Here is a 24,435-nt window from a genome sequence, read left to right on the forward strand (position 1 = left end):
GTGTAATACGGTTTTCGGGGGTAAGATGCGCGGTTCAGAACAAAAAGAAGACCCGTCCGGGAGGCCTCGCGCCTCCCGGATTTGCATCATGCTGCAAATTCGGCCATATTGCCGACGCGCTGGATTTCAAAGCATGTCGCGGAAAAGTGGAAACCGGTTTTCCGGAACCGACATGCTCCAGAAAATAAACAGCTAAAGCGCATCGCAAAGATATGATAGAACGCGACGCGCTTTAGCTATCTGAGCAAGGATTTATAAACGATACCGTAAGGTTTCGGTTTTAAAATTCGACGTTCAGGAAATTGGCTTTTGCTCATAAAGTCTCTGGCGTAGCTCTAACAGACTCGATGCGACATGAAGATCAGAACCGCAATTCTAGGCTCCGTAATGGCAACCGCGCTCCTCGCCGGCTGTCAGGGTTCGTCCGTATCCGATCTAAGCCTCCGGGCCGAGAAGCCGCTTCCCGAGAAAGTCGTTGCCAAGATGAAGGCGAAGGGCATGACCCGCACCTCGCCAATCATGGTACGCATTTTCAAGGAAGAAGGCACACTCGAGGTCTGGAAGCAGAAGAACAACGGCAAGTACGACCAGATCGCGTCCTACGACATCTGCAAATGGTCGGGCAAGCTCGGGCCGAAATATATCGAGGGTGACCGTCAGGCGCCGGAAGGTTTCTACAACGTCCGCCCCGCCCAGATGAATCCGAATTCGAGCTATTATCTCTCGTTCAACATCGGTTTCCCCAACGCCTATGACCGCGCCAATGGCCGCACGGGCCAGCACCTGATGGTGCATGGCGCATGCTCGTCGTCGGGCTGTTACTCGATGACCGACGAACAGGTTGCCGAGATTTACGCCTTCGGTCGCGACGCCTTCAAGGGCGGCCAGCGCGATTTCCAGATTCAGGCGTTTCCGTTCCGTATGACAGCTGCCAACATGGCGCGATACAAGAGCGACCCGAATTATTCCTTCTGGAAGATGCTGAAGCAGGGCTACGACTCTTTCGAGGTCACCAAGGTGCCGCCGAAGGTCGATGTCTGCGAAAAGCGCTATGTGTTCAACGTCGCGACACCGGACGGCCAGCCTCTGTCCGCAACGGACGCCTGCCCGCCATCGGCTGGCGGCGAGGCCATGTCCTATGCGTCTTACGAAAAGACCTACCAGTCGGCATTCAGCGCCAGCCAGAAGGCACCGGCACCGTCTATTCAGGGCATCGCCGAAGCCAAGCTCGTCTCCGCCTGGAGCGCTGCGCGTGCACGCGGTGAAAAGGTAACGCGGGAACCGCCGTCACTCACCGCTTCTTCTGCTGAAAAGGCGGGCGCACCGGACATTCGCCCGGCAACGCCAGCCGCACAGCCGACAGCCATTGCTGCAACGCCGCAACCGGCTGCTGTTTCGGCTCAGCCGACGACACAGACCGCAGCTGTGCCCGCACCACAGCCAAATCCGGCTGCAGCGCAGGCTGCTCAGTCCGTTTCACCTCAGGTCTCTCCAATGACGACCGCCAGCACGGTGGCGCAGAATGTCGAACAGCCGGCAGCTGTCGCAGCCCCCGAACCGAAGAAGCCATGGTGGAAGATCATCGGGAACTGATGGCCTTGCAGGATGACATTCCTGTTTACGACCTGAGGGGGCTTAAATGCCCCCTTCCGGTTTTGAAAACCCGCAATCGTCTGGAAAAAATGCCGAGCGAAGCGCTTCTCTGGGTGGAAGCGACCGATCCGCTGTCCGGTATCGACATCCCGCATTTCTGCACGCAGGAAGGCCACGCCCTGGTCGCACAGGAGCACCAAGGGACGTTGCATCGCTTCCTTATTCGAAAGAAATAAGTATCAGTTCCGGGGCGAAAAACCCGGAATAGCCAGCGGATTTTCCATCAGCGCGGCACGGTCTGGCCTATCGAGCGCAGGACGCCCCAAAAACGCATCAAAAAGCTCGCGAACATAGGTTTCCGGCAGATCCTTCACGATCATCACCAGAAGCGTTTCGCGTTTATCCTGCGGCCATTGCGGCAGGCGCGCTGGCGGATGGAATATCTTCTGCACCCCATGAATCACGACAGGGCGATCCGGGTCTTCGGCAATCTGCACGATGCCCTTCACACGCAGAAGCTTCTCGCCATGCGTCGAGCGCAAAAGATCAAGGAACATGTCGAAGGTCGATAGCGGGATCGGCGCATCGTGACGAAGCGAAAAGGACCGGATCGCATCGTCATGGTGATGATGGTCGTGATCGCAATCCGGCCCGCATACATGGTCATGCCCATGATGAGAATGCCCGTGATGGGAGTGGTCATGATAACCGGCCTCATAGGCTTCCGCCTTGAGCCAGCGCTGCACGTCCGCCGATTTCGTTTCCGGATTATAGAGACCGCATTCAAAAAGCGCCGCATAACCCGTGCGCTGTTCACCAGCTTCCAGAATGTCTGCGCCGGGATTGAGCGCATGAAGACGCGCCTTCAATGCCGCCAGTCCTGACTGCGCTTCCGGCAGATCGGTTTTGGTCAGCACGATGCGGTCGGCCATTGCCGCCTGCTTGACGGCTTCCTCGTGATTGTCGAGCGTCGCCATGCCGTTGACGGCATCCACGGTCGCCAGAACACCGTCCAGCCTGAAAGCCTGCATGAGCACCGGATGCCCCATGATCGAATGCAGCACCGGCGCCGGATCGGCGAGCCCGGTGGTTTCGATGATGACGCGCTTCAACGCCTTGATGCGCCCGGTCTGGAGACGGTCGATCAGGTCGGCCAGCGTATCCACCAGCTCGCCGCGCACCGTGCAGCACAGGCAGCCGTCGGAAAGCTCGATCACGCCCTCGCTCGCCTGCTCAACCAGCAGATGATCAATGCTGATCTCGCCGAACTCGTTGATGATGACCGCCGTATCGCTCAGCGCCGGATCTTTCAGAAGCCGGTTGAGAAGCGTCGTCTTGCCTGAACCAAGAAAACCGGTCAGCACGGAAACGGGAATGGGATTCGGCATATCAGTTGATCGCGGTGGTATTGGCACCGGCGGAACGCTGCGGACGCGGCATTGGCACCGGAATCTGCGAAATGTCGAGCTGGCTCGGGCGGGTCGTCGGACCCGGTTCGGAAACCAGACCGACGCGAACCGGAACCGGATCGCGATCCATCGCATGGATATAAGGCGAATTGATTTTCAGCTTACCCTCGACATCGCGACCGTCCCAGCGATCGGCCATGGCCTGCTGGCTGCAGATAGCCTTGCGCATATCGACGGCCTGATTGAGATTTCCGCCGGCTGCGGGGCGCAAGGTCGCCAATGTAGCGCCACCGCTCGCATTTGCCCTGAAAGCGTCTGTCATCAGCTGTGCTGCCTGAACCGCGCGCGCTTCCTGCCGGTCCGCACCGAGAACAATTGCCAGCACCGTCCGGCCGTTGCGCGTTGCCGAACTTGCTAGGTTGAAGCCGGATGCGCAGACGAAACCGGTCTTCATCCCGTCCGCCCCGTCATAGCGGCCAAGCAGGATGTTGTAATTGGCCTGAACTTTCTTGCCCGCGCCCGGATCGATCGCCTCGGTCGCAAAATAATGCGCATATTGCGGAAATTCGCGGCGCAACTGCACGGCCAGAACCGCCAGGTCGCGTGCCGTCGTATAATTATTGGGATTATGCAAGCCGTTCGGATTGGCGAAATGCGAGCCGACCATACCGATACGCTGCGCTTCCGCATTCATGCGCTGCACGAAACCGGATTCCGTTCCGCCCACGGCCTCGGCAACGGCCACCGCAACATCATTGGCCGACTTAACCAGCATGATCTTCAACGCCGTATCGAGCGTCATGACCGATCCCGGCTTGTAGCCCATCTTGCTCGGCGGTTCCTTGGCGGCGTTGACCGTCATGCGCACCGGCGAATCCAGCGTCATCTGGCCCGACTGAAGCGCACGGAATGCCACATAGGCCGTCATCATCTTGGTCAGGGAAGCGGGATACCAGCGCTGAAAAGCTTCCTGCTGCTGGTAGACCTTGCCTGTTGCCACATCCACTGCGATCGAGGGATTAGCGGCGGCGGACGCCAGTGCGGTCGCGGACAAGCCAACAGCTGCAAACCAGATTTTCAATGATTTCGACATCATTCCGTAGTTCCAATCGAAATAGCCTGCAACTTCTGCGGGTTCGAATTGCTCTATAATGGGAGATTAACGCTTTCTTTATCTATGCCATGTGGCGATGAAAAGGCAAACAGGGATTGCCCGCTTTCACCGAAACGTCATATCCTGTTTCCTTCAAATCACGCCCAATCCGGGGAGCCATCAGAAAATGCCAGTGTTGAATCGTGCCGTTGAAACGCAAGCGGAAATTGCCGCATGGCGCCGAAAACTGCACCAGAATCCTGAACTTCTCTATGACGTGCACGAAACTGCACAATTTGTCGAAGACAAGCTGAAATCCTTCGGTTGCGATCTTGTGGAAACAGGCGTCGGACGCACAGGCGTGGTTGGCATCATCAAGGGTCGCCATGGCGATGGCCCGGCAATTGGCCTGCGCGCCGACATGGATGCCCTGCCCATCACCGAAACGAGCGGTGTCGAATGGGTCTCGCAAAATCCCGGCAAGGCGCATTCCTGCGGCCATGACGGACACACCTCAATGCTGCTGGGCGCAGCGCAATATCTCGCAGAGACCCGCAATTTCCGCGGCTCGGTCGCGCTTCTGTTCCAGCCTGCCGAAGAAGGCGGCGCCGGTGGCCTCGCCATGGTCGAGGACGGCGTGATGGACCGTTTCAACATTTCGGAAGTCTACGGCATCCACAATATGCCGGGCCTGCCGGTCGGACAGTTCGCGATGCGAAAAGGCCCGATCATGGCAGCGACGGATGAATTCGATCTCTTCATCACAGGTCGCGGCGGCCACGCAGCGCAGCCGCATCGCACCATTGATCCGATTCTGGCAGGTTCCCAGCTGATGATCGCCCTTCAGGGCATTGTTTCGCGCAATGTCGATCCGCTTGATTCACTTGTGATCTCGGTGACGAAGTTCATTGCGGGCGAGGCTTATAATGTGATCCCGGAAAAGGCGACGCTGTCGGGCACGGTCCGCACGCTCAAGAAGGAAACCCGCGCCTTTGCCGAACGCCGTATCCGTGAAGCTGCCGCCGGTATCGCAGCCGCCACCGGTGTGGAAATCACCGTGCGCTACAAGAACAATTATCCGGTCACCTACAACCACGATGCGCAGACGGAGTTTGCCGCCCGCGTCGCCAGCGCTGTGGCGGGCGAAGGCAAAGTGGATGAGAGTGTCGAGCCGATGATGGCGGCGGAAGATTTTTCCTACATGCTGGAAGCGCGTCCCGGCGCCTATATCTTCCTCGGCAATGGCGATACGCCCGGCCTTCACCATCCGGCCTATGACTTCAATGACGATGCCATTCCCTATGGCGTCAGCTATTTTGTAGCGGTAGCGGAAACGGCGCTTGCCGCCTGATAGCTGAATAAATCCGCCTGCCCCGCTTTTTGCGGGGTTGGCGACCAGCATGAAAAACAGTATGTGTCTGAAAGCATTCGCAATGCTGGAATCACCGGCGAATGCTCATCGGTTGGTCCCGTAGCTCAGTAGGATAGAGCGACAGATTCCTAATCTGTAGGTCACAGGTTCGATTCCTGTCGGGATCACCATTCAATTTCCTTAGTTCGTTGAAAAGCTTTAGTGCCAGAGATCAGATACAAGTCCCTGATTTTGGTGTCTTCCGGCTTACCCCAATCCGTCGCGTTTCCTACGGTCTCTGGTCTCGCTACAGCGTATTCTACATCGTCGTCAGGCCAGCCTGCTTAATCCACAACTCTCGATAAAGCTCACAGGATTGAATAAGATCTTCGTGTGGTCCCATTGCCACGACAGCACCATTGTCTAGAACGATGATTTTATCAAAGTCTCTGACGGTAGAAAGGCGATGCGCAACTGCGATAACAGTTGTATCTGCGTCAAGCGACGCAATTGCATTCTTAATCAAGCTTTCACTATTGGTATCGAGAGCGGAGGTGGCTTCGTCAAGAATAAGAACGGGCCGATTTTGTAGGAAGGCGCGTGCGAGTAAAATGCGTTGTTGTTGACCACCCGAAAGTCTCGCTCCCCTCTCTCCAACGACTACGTCAAAGCCCTTCCCGTCCGGGGCTAGCTCTTCAATAAACGAAGATGCATCTGCTAACTCGGCTGCACGCTTTATCGCTGCATTGTTGGAGATTTCCGCGCCAAACGCGATGTTTTCTTTTATCGACCGATGAAACAGCGCGTCGCTTTGCGCAACGACTGAAAAGACGCCTCGTAGCTCGGAAATCTTCACAGAGCGAATATCCTGCCCATCAAGCGCAATCTGTCCTGCATCAACATCGTATAGTCTCAGCACTAGATCGATAAGCGTAGATTTACCTGCTCCAGAGGGCCCAACGATACCAACCTTCTGCCCAGCCTCTATCTCAAACGAGATATTCCTCAAAGTTTGTTTTATTCCATAAGAGAAACTGACGTTATGCAATGAAATGTGTGGTGGATTGGACACCCGTAGGCGCTCACTGCCGTCTTTAACGATTGGTTTTGCCGTAACAGTCGAACGCGCATCTCTGATAGTGCCAAATGTCTGAGTTAGTCCTTCCCACACCCCTACAAACCAACCAGCATCCGCAGCCATGCCCCCGGCTAAGGTAATTCCTGCAACAAACTCACCAGGCGATATCAATCCCTGTGCTAATCCGTATAAGCCCAATGCGAGAATACTGGAAACCAGACCTGTGTTCAGCACACGAATGAACAGCCCGGCAATCGTTGTTAAACGGTTAATATCGAGGTTTGTTTTGTGTTGCTTATCAATTCTTGAAAGAACAAAACTGTTCTCTGTATCATAAGCAAATAAGGTCTTTATCGCACGAATATTTGAAAAATATTCTGTAATAGCGCCGTTTACGATGCTGGACGTCTCGGAAATTTTTTCAGCTTGAGCATTGAACTTTGGCACAAGATAGATCGCTAACAATCCATTTAGTAAAATCCAAATCAACACTGGAACGACAAATAGAGGAGCAAGATAGGAAATAAGAACGGCAGAACCTGCGAAACGCACAAAGCCGAGTGGGAAACGACCAGCTAGAATTTCTATACCCGATTGCACTGCATTCGAGAGTTGCCCTATACGCCCGGAAATCTGGCCGGCGTGGTGCGAATGGAAATATTCCATACCATGTTGAGAAGCAGCCTTGTGCGACTGCCAAAGGGCAGATGATTTTGTCTGTGATCGAAGCGCCTGCATTCGAAGCATGTAATTGACGAGCCAGAGTGCAGGATCAGCTACCGCATAAGCGACAATCAACGAGCCAAAAAAGGTGATCGTTGCAGAAGTTAAATTGAGCTCGGGCGAATGCGCGACCATATCAACGATATACGCCACAGCCCACATTCTAAGCAGGTCAATCGCCGTAAGGGCAGCACCAGACAGCGCAGATGCCACAATCAGCCACCGAAACGGTTTTATGAGAACAAAGAAAAGTGCGAGCGCAGTACGCGACTGATGCGCCCGCAGACCGTGATGGTGAAAATCAACTAACTGTTCAAAATACTTAAAAACTCTTTGAAGCAAAATCAGTCCTCAACTATCTGACCAACAACTTTACCAGCAATGGAAGCGCTTCGCAGATATGTTCGGGTAACGGGATATTCTTCCATAGGGTTTTCAAAAATATCGCGAGCATGAAACCCGTTCGCATTATTGAGAAGGATAAGCCTCCGGCTTTCCTGCGGAATTGAATAACGGATCGGATTGGTCGAAATAGCTGTCTTGATTTCAGCGGTGACGTCTTCTGCTTGATCGACGCTAGTACCAGCCCGACCTTCAAAAGTACCATTCATAAAAGTTGTAATTGAACCGTCTAGAGCGCGGGTAAAAATTGCCGCCCTTGCGCGCCTATCTACAACCTTAACATCAGATTGGCCGTTATCATAAACAGCGGGAGTGAGACTGAAACAGTATTCCTGCGACAATCCTACCTTTTCGATGATATGAGAAAAACTCGAAATTGTGCTCGTCGGAACCCAATAAAAGTTGCCTCTATCGTGGTAGTTGATAAACACATTAAAAATGGAAATGTGGTCTGGAACTGACAGTTTGCCATCGACAATCGACCCATCAGAATGAAAATCCAGAACATCAGTAGGAGAGAGGCCGCGTATACCTACGCGATCTAGCTTCTTACTATTATCTTTTGACGCAGTAAAAATTGAAAACGGCGTTTTGTTCTCACGATCGGGTAAGCTCGGCATAATTGCTTGTGTAAGTGAGACTGCAATCAAGGAACCTACGATTGCATCAACGGTGGCATCTTCAGACACTTGCGGTACGTCAATAGCAACGATCCCGACCAATGGATGATCAAGCTGATGCCGGATTTCGGGAATTAGATCGGCAAACAAGAGGGAAGCTTGTTCGGTCAACCTGCCCATTACCAATTTGTCTCGCGTATGGGCTAGCGAGAGGGGAGCGTCATCGATCCGTAAATTTTTGCAGGCAAAATCGCGGGCATACTCGACACTTATCGAAAAAATTGGGGCCTGAGATTGAACGGCATTCATCAACATATCCTCTCCCATTAAAAACGAAAGGGGCGATAATAATCGCCCCTGTAAATAAATTTTTATACAGGCTTGTTGCCCGAACCATTTTTATCATTATACCCTAGAGTGGAGTGGCTATCCGTGCACTCTGGTCGCGTTAGCGTGATAGAAAGCCCCTTCGTCAGAGCTTCTATTGATACTTTATCTTTAAGGTCAATGTGCATTGTATTACTCCCATATTGTTTACCTTCCAATGAAGGCCAGTAAACCGTAACCAACACAAAGGATATGAAAAGCGCAATTCATTGGCAGTATTAATTGAGTATTAAGTATTTTTTCGAGATAAAATGCTAGCATTTCTGCCCATCAATAAAGCAGATGGTAGATATGATTGAGGAACGTCCAGTTGGTGCGAAAATTACAGAATACTGGCAATCCGTTACCCTTCATAAGGCCAGTTGGCCTGTGAAAACAGGCCACCATCGACCCAGATCGTCTGACCCGAAACAAATCGTGCTGCATCGGATGCCAGAAACAGCACTGGACCGGAAATGTCCTCCGCTGTTCCCACCCTGCGCAGCGGCGTGATGCGTGCCCAGGTGCCGGCATAGTCGGGCTGTTCTTCTGCTGTGCGTTCATTGAGGATCGCGCCGGGGGCCACGCAATTCACCCGGATGCCGTGCGGCCCGAGCTCCACCGCCGAAGCCTTGGTGAACTGCTCTATGCCGCCCTTCGATGCCGTGTAGGAAACCAGTTTCGGAAAGGCGAGCTTGTTGCAGCCTGATCCGATATTGACGATGGCGCCGCCCTTGTCGGCCTCCACCATGCGCTTCGCGGCAGCCTGCGTATTGAGGAAGCAGCCTTTCAGATTGGTGCGGATGACATCGTCCCAACCATCCTCGGAAAGTTCCAGCAAGGGTGCCCAGGTCTGGATGCCTGCATTGTTGACCAGCACATCGGGCGCATCACCGAACCAGTCGCAGACCTCATCGAAGAAGGCTTCGACCTCGACACGTCTTCCAACATCGCAGCCAAGTCCCAGCGCCTGACCGCCCGCCTCTTCGATGGCTTCGACGAGCGATTGTGCAGCTTCGTCATCGTGCTTGTAGCTGAAGGCCACCGTGTAGCCCGCATCGGCAAAAGCACAAACGAGATGCCTTCCGATGCCGGTGCTCCCGCCCGTGACGACTGCAAACTCACCCATGCCAAATCCCTCCCGGAAGTATTCTCGGTCACGAATTTAATAGGTTTTCAGCGATGGTAAACCGGCAAAAAACAAAATAGCTTCCGTATAAATGCGAGGAGAGAAAATGAACCCTGACATCAAGGAAGCCAATGGCGCGTGCCACTGCGGGACCGTGCGTTTTCGCGTCAAACTATCCAATGGCCTGCACACAGCACGGCGCTGCACCTGCTCCTATTGCCGGATGCGCGGGGCCGTCGCCGTTTCCGCAGAACTCAATGGGGTTGAAATACTGGAAGGCGAAGATGCGCTCACGCTTTACACGTTCAATACCGGTGCGGCTAAGCACTATTTCTGCTCGAAATGCGGGATTTACACCTTCCACCAGCGCCGATCCAATCCGCAGCAATTCGGTGTGAATACCGCCTGTCTCGAAGGCGTCTCGCCTTTCGACTTCAAGGTCATTCCGGTCAATGACGGCGTGAACCACCCATCCGACAATCCGAACCGAAAGGGCTCGGATGTCGTGGGCTATTTGCGTTTTGAACCGGTCGTTGACGGGGACTAAATCCGCGCGCGCCGCTTGTGCTCGTTCTTCTCCCATGAAAACAGAACTGGCGGCAGCGGATCAAGGCCACGAATAATATCCGCACCCTTTTCGCCGATCATGATGGTCGGCGCATTGGTGTTGCAGGATGGAACGCGTGGCATGATCGAGCTGTCGCAAACCCGCAAGCCTTCGAGCCCCCGCACTTTCAGATCAAGATCGACAACGGCCATCGCATCCGTCCCCATCCTGCAGGTGCCGACCGGATGATGATCGGTCTTGGCATTGGCACAGGCATAATCGAACAGATCATCGTCACTGACGACCTTCGGTCCCGGCAGACGCTCGGCCATGACATAGGGCTTCAACGCATCCTGTTGCATGATTTCGCGCGCGATCTTCAGACCTTCGAGCGACATCTTGCGATCATGCGGGTCACTCCAGTAATTGGGGTCGATCAGCGGTGCCGCAGCCGGGTCACTGGAAGCGAGCCGCACGGTTCCGCGCGAACGTGGATGCAGATAGGCGGAATTGAGTGTCACGCCTGCATTTTTAAGCCTCTCCACACCTGCCTCGATGCCCGAACCAAGCCCCAGATGAAACTGAATATCGGGCGAACGCGCATCCGGGTCCGCATACCAGAAACCGCCGGTTTCAAAGAGGCTCGACGCCACCGGACCGGAGCGCAGCAGAATATATTGCAGCCCCGCGCCCAGTGTTCGGTGCAGCTTTGCCACGCCATCATAAGTGTGATCGCCTGTGCATTCGGCAATGACAAAGAGATCAAGATGATCCTGCAAGTTTTCGCCCACACCCGGCAGATCATGTTTCACATTGACGCCGAGTTTTTTGAGATGATCGGCAGGGCCGATGCCCGATTGTAGCAGGAGTTTCGGCGAGCCTATCGCGCCGGACGAGACAATCACCTCGCGGTTGGCGCGCAAGACCTCGCCGCTCATCAGCGTGACGCCGGTTACACGGGTCTTTTCCAGCTCGATAGTGCGTACCGGCGCATTCATGCGCACGGTGAGGTTCTTGCGATCTTTGATCGTGGATAAATAGGCAAGCGACGCGGAGGAACGGCGGCGATTGCGTTGCGTGAGCTGATAAAAGCCGACGCCCGCCTGCTCGCGACCGTTGAAATCCGGATTATACGGAATGCCCAGTTCCTGCCCGGCACGGATATAGGCATCGCAGATTGGAAGCGGCGCGGATGGCATCGAAACGCCAAGCGGCCCGCCATAGGAATGAAAATCATCGTTGAATCGCTGGTTGTCTTCGGCGCGTTTGAAATAGGGCAGCACATGGCGATAATCCCAGCCGGTGCAACCGTCTTCGCCAGCCCAGAGATCATAATCGGCCGCATTGCCGCGCGTATAAATCTGCGCATTGATGCTGGAGCCACCACCGATGACTTTCGCCTGCGTATAGCGCAACACACGGTTTTTGAGGTGCTTCTGGGGAACAGTTTCCCAGCCCCAACTCGCCACACCTTTGGTCATCTTTGCAAAACCGGCAGGCATGTGAAACAGCGGATTCCAGTCGCTTCCACCGGCCTCCAGGAGCAGCACTTTTACCGATGCATCTTCGCTCAGACGATTGGCAAGAACACAACCGGCAGGCCCGCCACCCACGATGATATAATCGTAATCCATCACGCCGTTCCTAAAGCTTTGCAATCGACAGGCCGCCATCGGCATTGATCGCCGAGCCTGTCGCAAAAATAAAATCGCCGCCGGCAAGCCCGGCCACAATCGCGCCGACGTCACCCGCCTCGCCCCAGCGTTTCATCGGCACCAGACCGGCTTCGATCAGCCCGTCATAACGCTCGGAGACTTTCGCCGTCATATCGGTGCGGATGATGCCGGGACGCACCTCGAACACACCGATCCGCGCTTCGGCCAGCCGCAGCGCAAGACCCTGCACGAAGGCAGTCAATCCGGCTTTGCTGATGCAGTAATCAAGCCGCTCCGGCGAAGTCATCACGGAGGAAACCGAACTGATCGTCACGATGCTGCGCGGGAAACGCACTTCGGTTGCAGCCAGCATGGCTTTCACCACGGCCTGTGTGAAAAACACCGTGCCGCGCAGATTCACATCCATGATCGTGTCGAAGTTTTCGAGCTTCAGCCCGAGGAAATCGCCGCGCTCAACCGAGCCCATGCCCGCATTGTTGACCAGACAATCGATGCCGCCAAATTCCTTCAGCACCGCGGAGACGGTTGCCTCATGCATTCCAACGGCAGCCAGATCGCTTTCAAAGAAAGCCACTCTTCCACCAAGATCGCGCAATTCATCGATGACGGCCTCATCACGCTCACGGTCGGTAATCGCCAGATCGAACCCCTTGGCAGCGAGCGTGCGGGCAATGCCAAGCCCGATCCCGCGCCGCCCGCCGGTTACCACTGCAACAGGTCTTTGACGGTTCATGCCAGCACCTCCCGGTTAAGACTGTCGGCCACGCGCAAAGCCTGCGCGGCGATGGTCAGCGCCGGATTGACCGCCGCCGATGTCGGCAGGAACGACGCATCGACCACATAGAGATTTGGATGGTCATAAGCGCGGCAATAAGGATCAAGCGGCGCGGTCGCCGGGTCGTTACCGATGCGCACCGTGCCGCATTGATGCGATGGCGTGCGCCGGTCGAAAGCCCGCGACAGCACCACCGGGAAACCTGCCTGCCTGAGCGCGGATTTGAGCTTATCGACCAGCATCAGATGCGCCTTCCAGTTGGAACGCACCCAATGCAGAATGATGCGGTCGCCATCAACTGTCACGCGGCTTTCAGGCGATGGCAGGTCTTCGCTCATCGCGTAAAAATCGATCGTATGACGCGCAACGCGAGTCAGCAGCCATTCCGGCACGCGGGGCATATTGGCTTTCAGGATTTCACCCGACACACGGCCAAGCAGTTGCACATTGCCGAGCGGCGGTCCGCCTGCTCCATCCGACAGATAGTAATCATTGAAACCGAAGGTCTTCTGGTGGATGGAATCGTTGCGATAGCGCGGGTCGAAAGCGATCACCGCGCTGGAATTGTGGTTCATGAAATTGCGGCCCACCTGATCGGAACGATTGGCAAGGCCTGAGCGCAGCAGAAGCGCAGCCGACTGCACCGCACCGGCTGAGAGAATAACGAGCTTTGGGCGCAGAATCAGCGTCTCGCCACTCTTCACATAATGAACCGCTGTGATGGTTTTGCCATCCGGTCCGGTTTCCAGCTTCGTTACCCGCGCCGAGGCTTCCAGCCGGACATTCGGATGTTTGAGCGCAAGTGCTAACGGACAGGATTCCGCATCCATCTTGCCGTCATCGCTATTGGGAAATGCATCCCATGGTGTCTTTGCCTTGGCCAACCAGCGATCAATATCAACCCCAAGCGGCAGGGAAGCCGGGTGAAGCCCCGCTTTCTTCAACCGCGCACGCACATCGGCCATTGGTCGTTCGTCACGGATCGCCGGATAGGGATAGGACTTTGAATGTTCCGGTTCGGTCGGATCATCGCCCAGTTCGCCCCGCACCTGAAACAGCTGTTCGGCACGGCTATACCACGGCTCAAGCTCGTCATAGGCAAATGGCCATGCCGGAGATACGCCTTCCAGATGCGCCATCTCGGCAAAATCCTCGCGGCGATAGCGGATCAGCACCGCGCCAAAGAACTTGGAATTGCCACCGACATTGTAATAATTGCCGGGATTAAACGGCGTACCGTTGGTCTCATACCAGAACTCTTTCGGGCGAAAAAATCCACGCTGGAAAATGGCACGCGGGTCGCGGTTTTCCGGCCTGTCCGGCAAGCGCTCTCCTGCCTCAAGAATAAGAATGTCCGCACCTGATGCGGCAAGACCAGCGGCTATGCTCGCGCCGCCGATACCCGATCCGATGATGACGATATCCGGCTGTCCTCCCAAAGCCGTCACTCCTTACTTGCCTTGTGGCATCCACCAGCCGGTGCGCGCACCGATATGCATGTTGAGCGTCTTGGTTTCGGTATAGTCCTCCACCGCATGACGGCCCAGCTCGCGGCCCAGACCCGACTGACGATAACCGCCGAAAGGCAGTTCCGGCGTGCCATCCATGAAGGTGTTCATCCAGACAGTACCTGCCCGCACCTTGCGTCCGATGGTCATGCAGGTATCGAAATCGCGGCTCCACACGCCAGCCGACAAGCCATAATCAACCGCATTGGCAATCGAAATTGCCTCATCCACCGTATTAAAAGACAGCACCGACAGAACCGGCCCGAACACTTCTTCACGCGCCACGGCCATATCGGCCTTCACGCCCGCAATGATGGTCGGCCCCATATATTGGCCAAGGCCGAGATCCAGCACATCGCCACCGTGGGCAATTGCAGCACCCGCCTTTTTGGCCTGATCGACATAGGTGCCAACCTTTGTCAAATGCTGCGGCGTGATGATCGCGCCAACCTGCGTACTGACATCGAGCGGATCACCAACGATGACTTTCTTCGACAGATCAGCCACGCGCCCGACAATCTCATCGACAATCGAGCGATGCACAATGAGCCGCGAACCGGCATTGCAGCACTCGCCTGCATTGAACCATGCGCCAAAAACGGCAGCATCGATAAAGGCATCCATATCGGCATCAGGAAACAGGATTTGCGGGTTCTTGCCGCCAAGCTCCAGCGATACTTTTTTCAGCGTTTGTGCCGCGTTGGCCATGGTCAGCTTGCCCACGCCGGTTGAACCGGTGAACGAAACCATATCAACATCCGGATGCGTGCTCATATGCTGACCGACATCAGCGCCCGTTCCGGTGATGATGTTGACAACACCGTCCGGGACGCCTGCTTCGGCCAGAATTTCGCCGAGTAACAATGTCGATCCGGATGTGAGTTCCGAAGGTTTTACGACTGCCGTGCAGCCCGCTGCCAAAGCAAATGGCAGCTTCTGACCCACGATCAGGAACGGGAAATTCCACGGCGTGATGATGGAAACGACACCAATTGCCTCGCGCAGCACGACACCAAGGGTGCCATCACCCAGCGTATTATAGCTTTCACCATGCAGATCACGTGCGAGCGCTGCCGCATAGCGCCAGATATCGACCGACCCTGCTATCTCGCCACGCACCTGAGAAATTGGTTTGCCGGCTTCAATCGCATCGAGATAGGCCAGCTCTTCCGCCCGCGCTTCAATCAGATCGGCGGCTTTCAGCAAAATCAGCGAACGCTGCGATGCGGTTTTAGACGACCAGCGCCCATCGTCAAAAGCCTTGCGCGCAGCCGCAACAGCGCGTTCCACATCGGCCTTGTTGCCGGCCGGATAGCGGCTCACCGTCACTCCATGGCCGGGCGCCACACGTTCAATCGTTTGGCCACTTTCACTGCCCACCCATTTTCCATCGATCAGCATGGAGAATTCGCGGACTTCCAGCCCGGTCAACGGCTGCGGTTTTACGACTACGCTCATCACCATTTTCCTTCAAAATTTGCTTCGCGCTTTTCGGTAAACGAGCGCACGCCTTCTTTCAGATCATCGGTCTTGGCGACAAGGATGGACCCCAGCGTCTCGACTGCCGTGCCACTATCCTCGCCATTGGCGACCGACAGCATCAGTTTGGAAATTTCCAGCGCAGCCGGTCCGCGCTTGGCCACCCGCGCCGCATAGTCCTGCGCCGCCTGCAAGGCTGCACCCGTCTCCACCACAGCATCCACCAGCCCATGCGACAGCGCTTCGTCCGCTGTGAACATTTCACCGCCCAGCACCATGCGGCGCACGATCTGCGCACCAAAACGGCGCACAAGACGCTGTGTGCCCGACCAGCCGGGGATCATGCCGAGCGAGGTTTCCGGCAGGCCGATTTTTGCCTGTCGTTCGACAATGCGAATATCGGCGGCGCCTGCTAGTTCCAGCCCGCCGCCCAAAGCATGACCGTTCATCGCGGCGATCAAGGGTACACGCAAAGTCGCCAGACGTTCGAATACACGATGCCCATAGCGCACCCAGGCATGGCCGAATTCCTGCGGTTCCATGCCGCCCCATGCCTTGATGTCACCACCGGCGGAAAAGGCTTTGCCCTCACCGGTCAGGATCGCTACCCGCACGCTGCTGTCCGCTTCCACCTGGTCACAGGCGGCAGACAATTCCTGCAAAAGCTCGATATCAAACGCATTGAGCTTTTCGGGCCGCTTGATCGTCATGACGGCGATGTGGTTCTCGATCGAGATTTCTATCCGTTGGGCCATTTAAGCCTCCAGCTTTCGAGCAGGCTTTTGCGGCAGCGTGAGGCCAATCGGCTCGTCGCGGAACAAGGCTTCATCCATGATTTTAAGCTGATCCGAAACGATCAGCGGAAACTCAGCCTGATCAAGAATATGCGTCTGCAAATCCACACCCGGCGCAATCTCGGTCAGCACAATGCCTTCTGGCGTGAGCTTCAGAACCGCACGTTCGGTGACATAGGTAATGTCCTGTCCCTGTTCGACACCGCGCGGACCGGAGAAGGTGACATGCTCAACCTCATTCACCAGCTTTTTGAGCTTGCCTTCCTTCTCGATCACCAGCTTACCGTCAGCGACCGACAATTTCGCCCCTGCATTGAACATGCCGGAGAAGACAATCTTTTTGGCTCGTGCAGTAATATCGACAAACCCACCTGCTCCCGCCGTCACATGCGGACGGAATGACAGCTTCGACACATTGACTGAGCCGTCGCGTCCGATCTCAAGGAAGGACAAGAGCGAGGCGTCGAAGCCAGCGCCCTGAAAATAGGTGAACTGATAGGGTGACGGCATATAGGCATCAGCATTCGATACACAGCCAAAGGCAAAATCGAGAAGCGGCACGCCGCCAACAGCACCCTGCTCGATCACCCATGTCACCGCGCCATGCAGGCCCTCTTCCAGCAGAATGCGCGGCACATTGGCGGAAATGCCGAAGCCAAGATTGACCGCACTTCCCGCTTGCAACTCCTGTGCGACACGCCGCGCAATCGCTTTCTGAATATTGAATTCGGCCAAGCGGAATGTATCAAGCGGACGGAAAATCTCGCCGGAAATTGCCGGATCATAAAGCGTCTGTGTGGTCTGCTTCTGATCGGGATCAACCACGATATAATCCACCAGCACGCCCGGCACGCGCACATCATGCGGTTTCAGCGTGCCTTCCTTGGCAATGCGTTTGACCTGCGCAATGACGATACCGCCATTGTTGCGCGCAGCCAGCGCCTGATCCAGCCCACCAAGATAAGCACCCTCATGCTCATAGGTGAGATTGCCGCGTTCATCGGCCGTGGTGGCGCGGATGATCGTCACATGCGGCACGATATTGGGGAAATAGAGCCAGTCTTCACCTTCAAAACTGACCTGTTTGACGACGGGCTCTTCGCGCGCCTTATCGTTCATTGCCGATCCCTGACGCTTGGGATCAACGAAGGTATCAAGCCCCACCTTGGTCAGCACGCCCGGACGCTTGGCAGCCGCCTCGCGATGCATGTCGAACAGAATGCCGGACGGGATATTATAGGCCGGAATCTCGTTATTGGTGATCATCTGCCAGATCAGCGGCGGCTCGGCACTCGACGGCCCTGACGGATAGGAACCGCCGATGATCTTTTTCAGAAGCCCTTTTTTGGCGATGTAATCGACACCCTTGATGCCACTCATATCGCCCGCAGCAATCGGGTGCAGTGTGGTGATATTTTGGGGATGACCGGTTTCATCAAACCGTTCACCAATCGCTTTCAGCATCATATCCGGGCAGCCAAGACCGCTCGATGAAGAGACCGAAACGACAGCGTTGTCGGGAATAAGGGCAGCTGCTTCCGCAAAGGAAGTATGTTTGCTCATAATTCTCAAAGTCCTGAATGAACGGCGGTAGCCTTGCCGGTCTTTGCGGCCTCAAGCACAGCAAGCCCGGTCGCCAGCGACCAGATGCCGTCCTCCAATGTTGCCGATGGCTGGCCCTTGCCAGCGATGGCATTATGGAAAGCCTGCAAGGCAGTTTCGTAGAGATTTTTCTGATCGAGCGGCAATTCGTGTTCGCCATCCTTGTCACGCAGAATGACGGTCCCGACCGGCTTTTGCGTCATGACATTGCGTGCAATAAGCGAGCCTTCGCTGCCATGTACCTCGAAGCCGGTTTCCGCATATTTGGTGGTGAAAGCATCGTGGAACTGAGCGATGACGCCGGAGGAGAAGCGCAAAACGCCCATCACGCCATCTTCCAGTCCTTCGCCGCTGAGGCCCCCTTGCTGGCTGAAAGCCAAGGCCTCGACTGGGTTTTCACCCAGCACAAAGCGCAATGTATCGGCATCATGCACGGTAATATCGAGGATCACACCGCCGCCCGCGTCAGGGCGTTCAATGCGCCAGCCGTGCAAATGCGGCGGCAGATAAACCGCATGAAAAACCCGCGCGCCCAGCACCTTGCCGATCTTGCCCTTGGCAATTGCATCGTGCATGGCGCGATGGCTTGCAGCATTGCGCAAATGATGGTTGGTGCCAGCCACAACGCCCGCTTCACGCACGGCTTTCAGCATCTGATGCGCGTCGCCAATCGTCAGAGCCAGCGGCTTTTCACAGAGAATATGTTTGTGAGCTTTTGCGGCGGCAATCGCCTGATCGCGATGCAATTCATTGGTGGTGGAGATATAGACTGCGTCGATTTCCGGATCGGACAACAGCGCTTCAAGGCTTGTCACGGAACGGGCAATGCCGTTTTCGCGGGCATAGGTTTCGCCACGCTCAGCATTGGTGCTGTAAACGGAAACGACTTCGCCACAGGTGGCGCGAATGGCTCCGATCACCCATTCTTTTGCAATGGTGCTTGCGCCTATAAGGCCCCACTTTGCCATGCGAATTTCTCCTCATTTTTGAACGGCGCACCACAACTTGCACGCACCGCAAGACGCACCGACAAGCGCTGCGCCTCCGCCTCCACCCGTTCCGAATTGATCTGTTTCAGCAAGAGCTGCGCCGCACGTTCTCCCAAACCTTGCGGATCGACAGATACCGTCGTCAGCGCCGGAACAGCGGTCTTGGCTTCGATCACATCGTCAAAACCAACCACGCCAAAATCCCGGCCCGGCTCCAGATTTGCAGCGCGCAAACCATCGCAGACACCAAAAGCCACGGCATCGTTGAAGCACACCGCAGCGGTCGGTTTCATGCCATGCCGCAGCATCTGTTCCAGCGCTTCCACACCGCCCGCACGTGAAGGTGCTGCGGTAAAGACCAGCGCATCATCAAACAGGATATCCGCCTGCTCAAGTCCCGCACGATAGCCCGCAACTCTTTCAGCAAAAACAGCGGTATCCGCATAACCGCCCATGAAAGCGATAACGCTGTGCCCCAGAGACACCAAATGCTCGACCGCCTTTGCCACGCCGCCGCGATTGTCCGAAACGATGGAAGAAACGCCCGATCCCGGTACATCGCGCACCATCTGTACAACCGGCAGGCCGCTTTTTGCCAGTGGTTTCAGATCATTAGCCTCTGTTCCACGCGCTGGCGAAACGATCAGCCCGGCAATGCCATGTTCACGCATCGAGGCAATCACTTCGCGCTGACGATCAATGCTTTCCGCCGTGTTGGCGAGAAACTGCACATAACCCGCCGACTGCATGACACGATCAACACCAACTGCCAGCTCGGCAAAGAAGCTGTTGGTCAGGTCATTGACCACAAGGCCGATGATTTTCGATTTCGCCTGACGGAGATTGGCAGCCGAACGGTTATAAACATAACCGAGTTTCTCGATTACCTCCTGCACCTTGGCCCGGGTTTCGGCATGAACAAGCGGACTACCACGCAGCACCAGCGAGACAGTCGATTTCGACACGCCTGCCTCGCGCGCAATATCGATAACGGTGACGCTGTTCTTGCTCATACCCTGCTCCGATTTCGATTGCTGATTTAATTGGAACGTTCCAATACTGTCAAGAGCGGAGGCGGAAGCAGCTATTTTCCTTCGCTTCGCCACAATTGAAAGCCGGTTTCTGGACGCATTTTCTGCGAAAGCGTGTACTTTTTGCCTAAAATCACGCAAATCACATTTCTGCCTTAATTTTTGGCCGGATTGTCATTTGGAACGTTCTAAACTAACAATCAGATATTCAGGCGGAGGAACGATAAGGGTATGAGCAACCATCAAGTGACATTGCCGGATAGCAAGGGAAGCCTGCATTCCTACACGCTGACCGGGACACCAACCTCACGTCCAGCAAACCCGCCGCAGTTCAATCGCATTGCCTATGCAGCAGCGCATGTGGTTTCCGATCCGCTGAAAGATGCCCGTCCATGGAACGACCCGGCGATCGACTGGGACACGACAATGGCTTTCCGGCATCATCTGTGGAGCCTCGGTTTCAAGATCGCGGAAGCGATGGATACGTCACAGCGCGGCATGGGACTGAACTGGGCAGGTGCGCAGGAACTGATCCGCCGTTCGCTGGCAGACAGCAAGACCGTAGCGGGTGCTGATCTCGCGAGCGGTGCAGGCACTGACCACCTTGATCCCGCCGATGCAAAAAACCTCGATGATGTGATCAAGGCCAATGAGACACAGGCTGGGTTCATCGAAAAGCATGGCGGGCGTTTCATCCTGATGGCAAGCCGTGCCCTGGCGCGCATCGCCAGATCACCCGACGATTATGCCAAGGTCTATGGCCGAATTCTCGGTCAAGCCCGCGACAAGGTCGTGCTGCACTGGCTGGGCGATATGTTCGACCCGCAGCTTAAAGGCTATTGGGGTTCGGAAAATTTCGACGATGCGCTTGATACGGTAATCGACATCATTGGAGCCCATCGCGACAAGGTGGAAGGCATCAAAATCTCGCTGCTGGAGGAGCGCTACGAGATCGCACTGCGCGACCGCCTGCCGGAAGGCGTGCTCTGTTTCACGGGCGATGATTTCAACTATGCGCCGCTGATCGAAGGCGACGGAAACAAGCACAGTCATGCGCTACTCGGCATTTTCGATGCCGTTGCACCACAGGCATCCAGCGCGCTTTCAGCACTCGCCGCAGGCGACAATGCCCGCTTCCGCGCCATCATTGAGCCAACAGTGCCGCTATCACGGAAAATCTTTGAAGCACCGACACAATATTACAAGGCTGGCGTCGTGTTCCTGGCCTGGCTGAACGGTCACCAGAACCATTTCACCATGCCAGCCGGAATGCAGTCAGCGCGCGGCATCTTGCATTACGCCGACATATTCCGTCTCGCCGATCAGGCCAATGTGCTCGACCAGCCAGACCTCGCCATCAGCCGCATGAAACAGCTTCTGGCGATTTACGGCGTGGAATGAAAACAGGCGACGGTCTATTTCTGCGCATGTCTCCCGAAACCGGTTTCCACTTTCAGGAGACATGCCTGCACCGCCTGTCTTTAAGAGTACTCAGCGCCAGCCAAGTGCTGGCGCAACATGCTTGAGGATCGACTCAATTACATGCGCGTTGTAGTCGACACCAAGCTGGTTCGGCACCGTGAGAAGCAGCGTATCGGCTTCAGCAATCGCCTCATCCTTTTCGAGTTGCTTGATGAGCTTATCCGGTTCAGCCGCATAAGACCGACCAAAGACCGCCCGCAGATCTTCCTCGATATAGCCGATGGAATCCTGCTCGTTGCTTCCGCCACCAAAATAGGCCCGGTCGCGATCATCAACCAGCGCGAAGATGCTGCGGCTCACCGAAACACGCGGCGTGCGCGTATGTCCGGCTTCCTTCCAGGCTTCACGATAGGCGCGGATCTGCTTGGCCTGCTGAATATGCAACGGCTCGCCTGACTCGTCCTTCTTCAGGGTCGAGCTTTGCAAATTCATGCCAAGCTTTGCCGCCCAGATCGCTGTCGCATCCGAGGCGGCACCCCACCAGATGCGATCCCGAAGACCTTCCGAATGCGGCTCAATGCGCAGCAGACCGGGAGGATTCGGAAACATCGGGCGCGGATTTGGCTGGGCGAAGCCCTGCCCCTTCAGCGCTTCGAAGAACACCTCGCCATGCTGGCGCCCCATATCGGCATCGGTCTTGCCCTCTTCCGGCGCATAACCGAAATAACGCCAGCCATCGATCACCTGTTCCGGCGAGCCGCGGCTAATGCCGAGCTGCAGACGGCCTTTGGAGATCAGGTCCGCAGCACTTGCATCTTCAACCATATAGAACGGGTTTTCATACCGCATGTCGATGACGGCCGTGCCGATCTCGATCTTGCTCGTCTTGGCGCCAACTGCTGCAAGCAGCGGAAAAGGCGAGGCAAGCTGGCGCGCAAAATGATGCACACGGAAATAGGCGCCGTCCGCGCCCAGTTCCTCGGCGGCAACAGCAAGGTCAATCGATTGCAGAAGCGCATCGCTTGCGGAACGGGTTCCCGATTGCGGCGATGGCGACCAATGACCGAAGGAAAGAAAGCCGATTTTCTTCATGATGATGTTCCCTGATTGCGGGCAAAAGATAATTGTTATCGCCAAATATGGCGGCGCGCCGCCAGATTGAAAGGGTGCTGAACACAGTGTTCAGCATTTGAACCCCGTCAGAATTCGAGCCGCTTTTTGTTGCGGGCATATCGTGTTCAATCCGGACAGGTTGCCGGACAGGCTGCCTGACAGATTACCCCACACGTTGACAGTCTATCCGGACCCGATTAAGCCTCAAATCTGGCGGATAAACCTTCAATCTGAGGTTATTGGAGAAAAGGTGTTTGCCGATAAGCAACGCACCAAAACAGGGGAGATTTTCATGCGTTCTATGCTTCTGGCCTTGCTGGCCGCAACGGCCATTGCCACCTCGGCACAGGCAAAAGACGTAACCGTCGCCGTAACCGCCATCGTTGAACATCCGGCCCTCGACGCCGCGCGCGACGGCGTGAAGGATGCGCTGGCCGAAGCGGGCTACAAGGAAGGCGAAAATCTCAAATTCGTCTATCAATCCGCACAGGGCAACCCGGCAACTGCAGCGCAGATCGCCCGCCAGTTCGTCGGCGAAGGCCCGGATGTGATCGTTCCGATCTCCACGCCATCGGCACAGGCTGTCGTTTCGGCAACCCGCGATATTCCGGTCGTGTTCACCGCTGTTTCCGATCCGCTCGGCGCGCAGCTCGTCAAGGACATGACAAAGCCGGGCGGCAACGTGACCGGTCTTTCCGACATGTCGCCGGTGGCAGAGCATATCAAGCTCATCAAGGAAGTGATGCCGAACATCAAGAAGCTCGGTTATCTCTACAATTCCGGTGAAACCAATTCCGTGTCGCTTCTGGCCGCACTGAAGGAAGCAGCTTCCGCCGAAGGCATCGAAATCGTTGAATCGGCTGCCACCAAGTCGGCTGAAGTTCAGGGTGCAGCGCGCGCCCTCGTCGGCCGTGCGGACGCCATGTATGTTCCGACCGACAACACCATCGTTTCGGCTCTGGAAAGCGCCGTCGGCGTTGCTGAAGAAAGCAAGCTGCCGCTCTTCACTGCAGACACGGATTCGGTCAAGCGCGGTGCACTCGCTGCCCTCGGCTTCAACTATTACGATGTCGGCAAGCAGACCGGTGCCGTCGTGGTGAAGATTCTCAAGGGTGAAAAGCCAGGCGATATCGCTGTCGATATCGCCAAGGGAACCGATCTCGTCATCAATCTCGGCGCTGCCAAGAAGATGGGCGTCGAATTCCCGCAGGCTGTTATCGACCGCGCGACCAGCAAGATCGACTGATAAAACTCGAAACCAAGATAAAGAAAGGCGAAGCCTCAAAAGGCTTCGCCTTTTTGCTAGTGGATTGAATTTGACGTTTGATACCCGTCCGATACAAATCTCGTCTCAAACGTCAAATTCGAAAAATCCACTAGATTCATAAAGTTATTAGTGGTCTTTTTGCTTCCGACATTTGCCCAGCGCTCATATCCAAGGGATGCAAATGTCGGAATCAGACCACTAGAGCGCATCCCGAAAAGTGGGAACCGGTTTTCGGATAAGATGCACGTTAAAAATAGATGGAACATCTCCAACGGCAGAAATCAGGCGGGAATGCCCTATGTTGCAATTGCCCCACAAAGTGGCGCATTTCGGGGCTCGCCCGGCGATATTGCTTGCACACTGGAACTTGTGGGTTGTATCCCGCCTGAGATATAAAGCCGCAAAAATGCGGTTTCGCATAAACAACCGGGGAATGGTCTGGTACAGCTCGACAGCTGGCGGACGAAC

Annotated in this window: 20 protein-coding genes and 1 tRNA gene; 7 read left to right on the forward strand and 14 right to left on the reverse strand. The window is 55.7% G+C overall.

The genetic code is table 11. The features are described from left to right. Positions 1-354: 354 nt before the first annotated feature. Both KWJ32_RS05390 and KWJ32_RS05395 read left to right on the forward strand, forming a co-directional pair. The gene (locus KWJ32_RS05390) at positions 355-1,593 is read left to right on the forward strand and encodes a murein L,D-transpeptidase family protein (protein ID WP_125333597.1); all 1,239 of its coding nucleotides are present in this window, start codon (positions 355-357) and stop codon (positions 1,591-1,593) included. Next, positions 1,572-1,829 carry a sulfurtransferase TusA family protein gene (locus KWJ32_RS05395; protein WP_036596460.1) on the forward strand — a complete coding sequence of 86 codons (258 nt, stop codon included), beginning with the start codon at positions 1,572-1,574 and terminating at the stop codon, positions 1,827-1,829. Before KWJ32_RS05390 ends, KWJ32_RS05395 begins: the two co-directional genes overlap by 22 nt. Before the next feature lie 3 nt (positions 1,830-1,832). On the opposite strand, the gene KWJ32_RS05400 is transcribed toward KWJ32_RS05395, so the two are convergent. Both KWJ32_RS05400 and KWJ32_RS05405 read right to left on the reverse strand, forming a co-directional pair. After that, complete coding sequence (locus KWJ32_RS05400; protein WP_012091111.1) at positions 1,833-2,981, reverse strand: GTP-binding protein; 1,149 nt, start codon at positions 2,979-2,981, stop codon at positions 1,833-1,835. Between the two features lies 1 nt (position 2,982). After that, positions 2,983-4,098, reverse strand: coding sequence for a D-alanyl-D-alanine carboxypeptidase family protein (locus KWJ32_RS05405; protein ID WP_012091110.1), 1,116 nt, complete (start codon positions 4,096-4,098; stop codon positions 2,983-2,985). 184 nt (positions 4,099-4,282) lie between these two features. Between KWJ32_RS05405 and KWJ32_RS05410 the strand changes: the two genes are divergently transcribed. After that, the gene (locus KWJ32_RS05410) at positions 4,283-5,446 is read left to right on the forward strand and encodes a M20 aminoacylase family protein (RefSeq protein ID WP_151609636.1); all 1,164 of its coding nucleotides are present in this window, start codon (positions 4,283-4,285) and stop codon (positions 5,444-5,446) included. Between the two features lie 114 nt (positions 5,447-5,560). Then, a tRNA-Arg gene (locus KWJ32_RS05415) sits at positions 5,561-5,637 on the forward strand. 128 nt (positions 5,638-5,765) lie between these two features. Here the strand turns inward: KWJ32_RS05415 and KWJ32_RS05420 are convergent. From KWJ32_RS05420 to KWJ32_RS05430, 3 genes are all read right to left on the reverse strand, one after another. Further along, positions 5,766-7,589, reverse strand: coding sequence for an ABC transporter ATP-binding protein (locus KWJ32_RS05420; protein WP_012091093.1), 1,824 nt, complete (start codon positions 7,587-7,589; stop codon positions 5,766-5,768). 2 nt (positions 7,590-7,591) lie between these two features. Continuing rightward, entirely contained in the window at positions 7,592-8,584 is a 993-nt protein-coding gene (locus tag KWJ32_RS05425; protein WP_040129068.1) for a hypothetical protein, read from the reverse strand. 415 nt (positions 8,585-8,999) lie between these two features. Beyond that, entirely contained in the window at positions 9,000-9,764 is a 765-nt protein-coding gene (locus KWJ32_RS05430) for an SDR family oxidoreductase (RefSeq protein ID WP_012091091.1), read from the reverse strand. A 106-nt stretch (positions 9,765-9,870) separates the two neighbouring features. Between KWJ32_RS05430 and KWJ32_RS05435 the strand changes: the two genes are divergently transcribed. After that, positions 9,871-10,311, forward strand: coding sequence for a GFA family protein (locus KWJ32_RS05435; protein WP_012091090.1), 441 nt, complete (start codon positions 9,871-9,873; stop codon positions 10,309-10,311). On the opposite strand, the gene KWJ32_RS05440 is transcribed toward KWJ32_RS05435, so the two are convergent. From KWJ32_RS05440 to KWJ32_RS05475, 8 genes are read right to left on the reverse strand one after another with little or no spacing between them, the layout of a single operon-like run. Further along, a complete protein-coding gene (locus KWJ32_RS05440) occupies positions 10,308-11,945 on the reverse strand; it encodes a GMC family oxidoreductase N-terminal domain-containing protein (RefSeq protein ID WP_151609638.1) in 1,638 nt (545 codons plus the stop codon). The genes KWJ32_RS05435 and KWJ32_RS05440 overlap by 4 nt on opposite strands. 10 nt (positions 11,946-11,955) lie before the next feature. Continuing rightward, positions 11,956-12,720 carry a 3-ketoacyl-ACP reductase gene (locus KWJ32_RS05445; protein WP_151609640.1) on the reverse strand — a complete coding sequence of 255 codons (765 nt, stop codon included), beginning with the start codon at positions 12,718-12,720 and terminating at the stop codon, positions 11,956-11,958. Beyond that, positions 12,717-14,201: a GMC family oxidoreductase gene (locus KWJ32_RS05450; protein ID WP_012091087.1), complete on the reverse strand. Its 1,485-nt coding sequence runs from the start codon at positions 14,199-14,201 to the stop codon at positions 12,717-12,719. Before KWJ32_RS05450 ends, KWJ32_RS05445 begins: the two co-directional genes overlap by 4 nt. Positions 14,202-14,213: 12 nt before the next feature. Next, positions 14,214-15,734 (reverse strand): aldehyde dehydrogenase family protein, encoded by a 1,521-nt coding sequence (locus KWJ32_RS05455; protein WP_040129067.1) that lies wholly within the window; start codon positions 15,732-15,734, stop codon positions 14,214-14,216. Further along, positions 15,728-16,504 (reverse strand): enoyl-CoA hydratase/isomerase family protein, encoded by a 777-nt coding sequence (locus KWJ32_RS05460; protein ID WP_012091085.1) that lies wholly within the window; start codon positions 16,502-16,504, stop codon positions 15,728-15,730. The genes KWJ32_RS05455 and KWJ32_RS05460 overlap by 7 nt, the downstream gene beginning before the upstream one ends. Next, positions 16,505-18,106, reverse strand: a complete 1,602-nt coding sequence (locus KWJ32_RS05465) for an acyl CoA:acetate/3-ketoacid CoA transferase (protein WP_151609642.1) — start codon at positions 18,104-18,106, stop codon at positions 16,505-16,507. Positions 18,107-18,111: 5 nt separating this feature from the next. After that, positions 18,112-19,113, reverse strand: coding sequence for a Gfo/Idh/MocA family oxidoreductase (locus KWJ32_RS05470; RefSeq protein ID WP_151609643.1), 1,002 nt, complete (start codon positions 19,111-19,113; stop codon positions 18,112-18,114). Beyond that, entirely contained in the window at positions 19,092-20,147 is a 1,056-nt protein-coding gene (locus KWJ32_RS05475; protein ID WP_012091082.1) for a LacI family DNA-binding transcriptional regulator, read from the reverse strand. Before KWJ32_RS05475 ends, KWJ32_RS05470 begins: the two co-directional genes overlap by 22 nt. A 249-nt stretch (positions 20,148-20,396) precedes the next feature. Here KWJ32_RS05475 and KWJ32_RS05480 point away from each other — a divergent pair, with 249 nt between their 5' ends. Next, complete coding sequence (locus tag KWJ32_RS05480; protein WP_151609646.1) at positions 20,397-21,566, forward strand: dihydrodipicolinate synthase family protein; 1,170 nt, start codon at positions 20,397-20,399, stop codon at positions 21,564-21,566. Positions 21,567-21,656: 90 nt separating this feature from the next. On the opposite strand, the gene KWJ32_RS05485 is transcribed toward KWJ32_RS05480, so the two are convergent. After that, positions 21,657-22,679, reverse strand: coding sequence for an LLM class flavin-dependent oxidoreductase (locus tag KWJ32_RS05485; RefSeq protein WP_012091080.1), 1,023 nt, complete (start codon positions 22,677-22,679; stop codon positions 21,657-21,659). Positions 22,680-22,992: 313 nt separating this feature from the next. Here KWJ32_RS05485 and KWJ32_RS05490 point away from each other — a divergent pair, with 313 nt between their 5' ends. Then, positions 22,993-23,946: an ABC transporter substrate-binding protein gene (locus tag KWJ32_RS05490; protein ID WP_010657637.1), complete on the forward strand. Its 954-nt coding sequence runs from the start codon at positions 22,993-22,995 to the stop codon at positions 23,944-23,946. Positions 23,947-24,435: the final 489 nt, after the last annotated feature.

The organism is Ochrobactrum sp. BTU2 (assembly GCF_024539785.1).
In the GTDB taxonomy this organism is placed as follows: domain Bacteria; phylum Pseudomonadota; class Alphaproteobacteria; order Rhizobiales; family Rhizobiaceae; genus Brucella; species Brucella anthropi.

Excerpts from the sequence above, each read along its gene's own strand:
- KWJ32_RS05485 (WP_012091080.1), bottom strand. The coding sequence starts at position 22,679 with ATGAAGAAAATCGGCTTTCTTTCCTTCGGTCATTGGTCGCCATCGCCG.
- KWJ32_RS05475 (WP_012091082.1), bottom strand. The coding sequence starts at position 20,147 with ATGAGCAAGAACAGCGTCACCGTTATCGATATTGCGCGCGAGGCAGGC.
- KWJ32_RS05480 (WP_151609646.1), top strand. The coding sequence starts at position 20,397 with ATGAGCAACCATCAAGTGACATTGCCGGATAGCAAGGGAAGCCTGCAT.
- KWJ32_RS05460 (WP_012091085.1), bottom strand. The coding sequence starts at position 16,504 with ATGGCCCAACGGATAGAAATCTCGATCGAGAACCACATCGCCGTCATG.
- KWJ32_RS05490 (WP_010657637.1), top strand. The coding sequence starts at position 22,993 with ATGCGTTCTATGCTTCTGGCCTTGCTGGCCGCAACGGCCATTGCCACC.
- KWJ32_RS05470 (WP_151609643.1), bottom strand. The coding sequence starts at position 19,113 with ATGGCAAAGTGGGGCCTTATAGGCGCAAGCACCATTGCAAAAGAATGG.
- KWJ32_RS05390 (WP_125333597.1), top strand. The coding sequence starts at position 355 with ATGAAGATCAGAACCGCAATTCTAGGCTCCGTAATGGCAACCGCGCTC.
- KWJ32_RS05410 (WP_151609636.1), top strand. The coding sequence starts at position 4,283 with ATGCCAGTGTTGAATCGTGCCGTTGAAACGCAAGCGGAAATTGCCGCA.
- KWJ32_RS05455 (WP_040129067.1), bottom strand. The coding sequence starts at position 15,734 with ATGGTGATGAGCGTAGTCGTAAAACCGCAGCCGTTGACCGGGCTGGAA.
- KWJ32_RS05435 (WP_012091090.1), top strand. The coding sequence starts at position 9,871 with ATGAACCCTGACATCAAGGAAGCCAATGGCGCGTGCCACTGCGGGACC.
- KWJ32_RS05430 (WP_012091091.1), bottom strand. The coding sequence starts at position 9,764 with ATGGGTGAGTTTGCAGTCGTCACGGGCGGGAGCACCGGCATCGGAAGG.
- KWJ32_RS05440 (WP_151609638.1), bottom strand. The coding sequence starts at position 11,945 with ATGGATTACGATTATATCATCGTGGGTGGCGGGCCTGCCGGTTGTGTT.
- KWJ32_RS05425 (WP_040129068.1), bottom strand. The coding sequence starts at position 8,584 with ATGTTGATGAATGCCGTTCAATCTCAGGCCCCAATTTTTTCGATAAGT.
- KWJ32_RS05445 (WP_151609640.1), bottom strand. The coding sequence starts at position 12,720 with ATGAACCGTCAAAGACCTGTTGCAGTGGTAACCGGCGGGCGGCGCGGG.
- KWJ32_RS05405 (WP_012091110.1), bottom strand. The coding sequence starts at position 4,098 with ATGATGTCGAAATCATTGAAAATCTGGTTTGCAGCTGTTGGCTTGTCC.
- KWJ32_RS05465 (WP_151609642.1), bottom strand. The coding sequence starts at position 18,106 with ATGAGCAAACATACTTCCTTTGCGGAAGCAGCTGCCCTTATTCCCGAC.
- KWJ32_RS05400 (WP_012091111.1), bottom strand. The coding sequence starts at position 2,981 with ATGCCGAATCCCATTCCCGTTTCCGTGCTGACCGGTTTTCTTGGTTCA.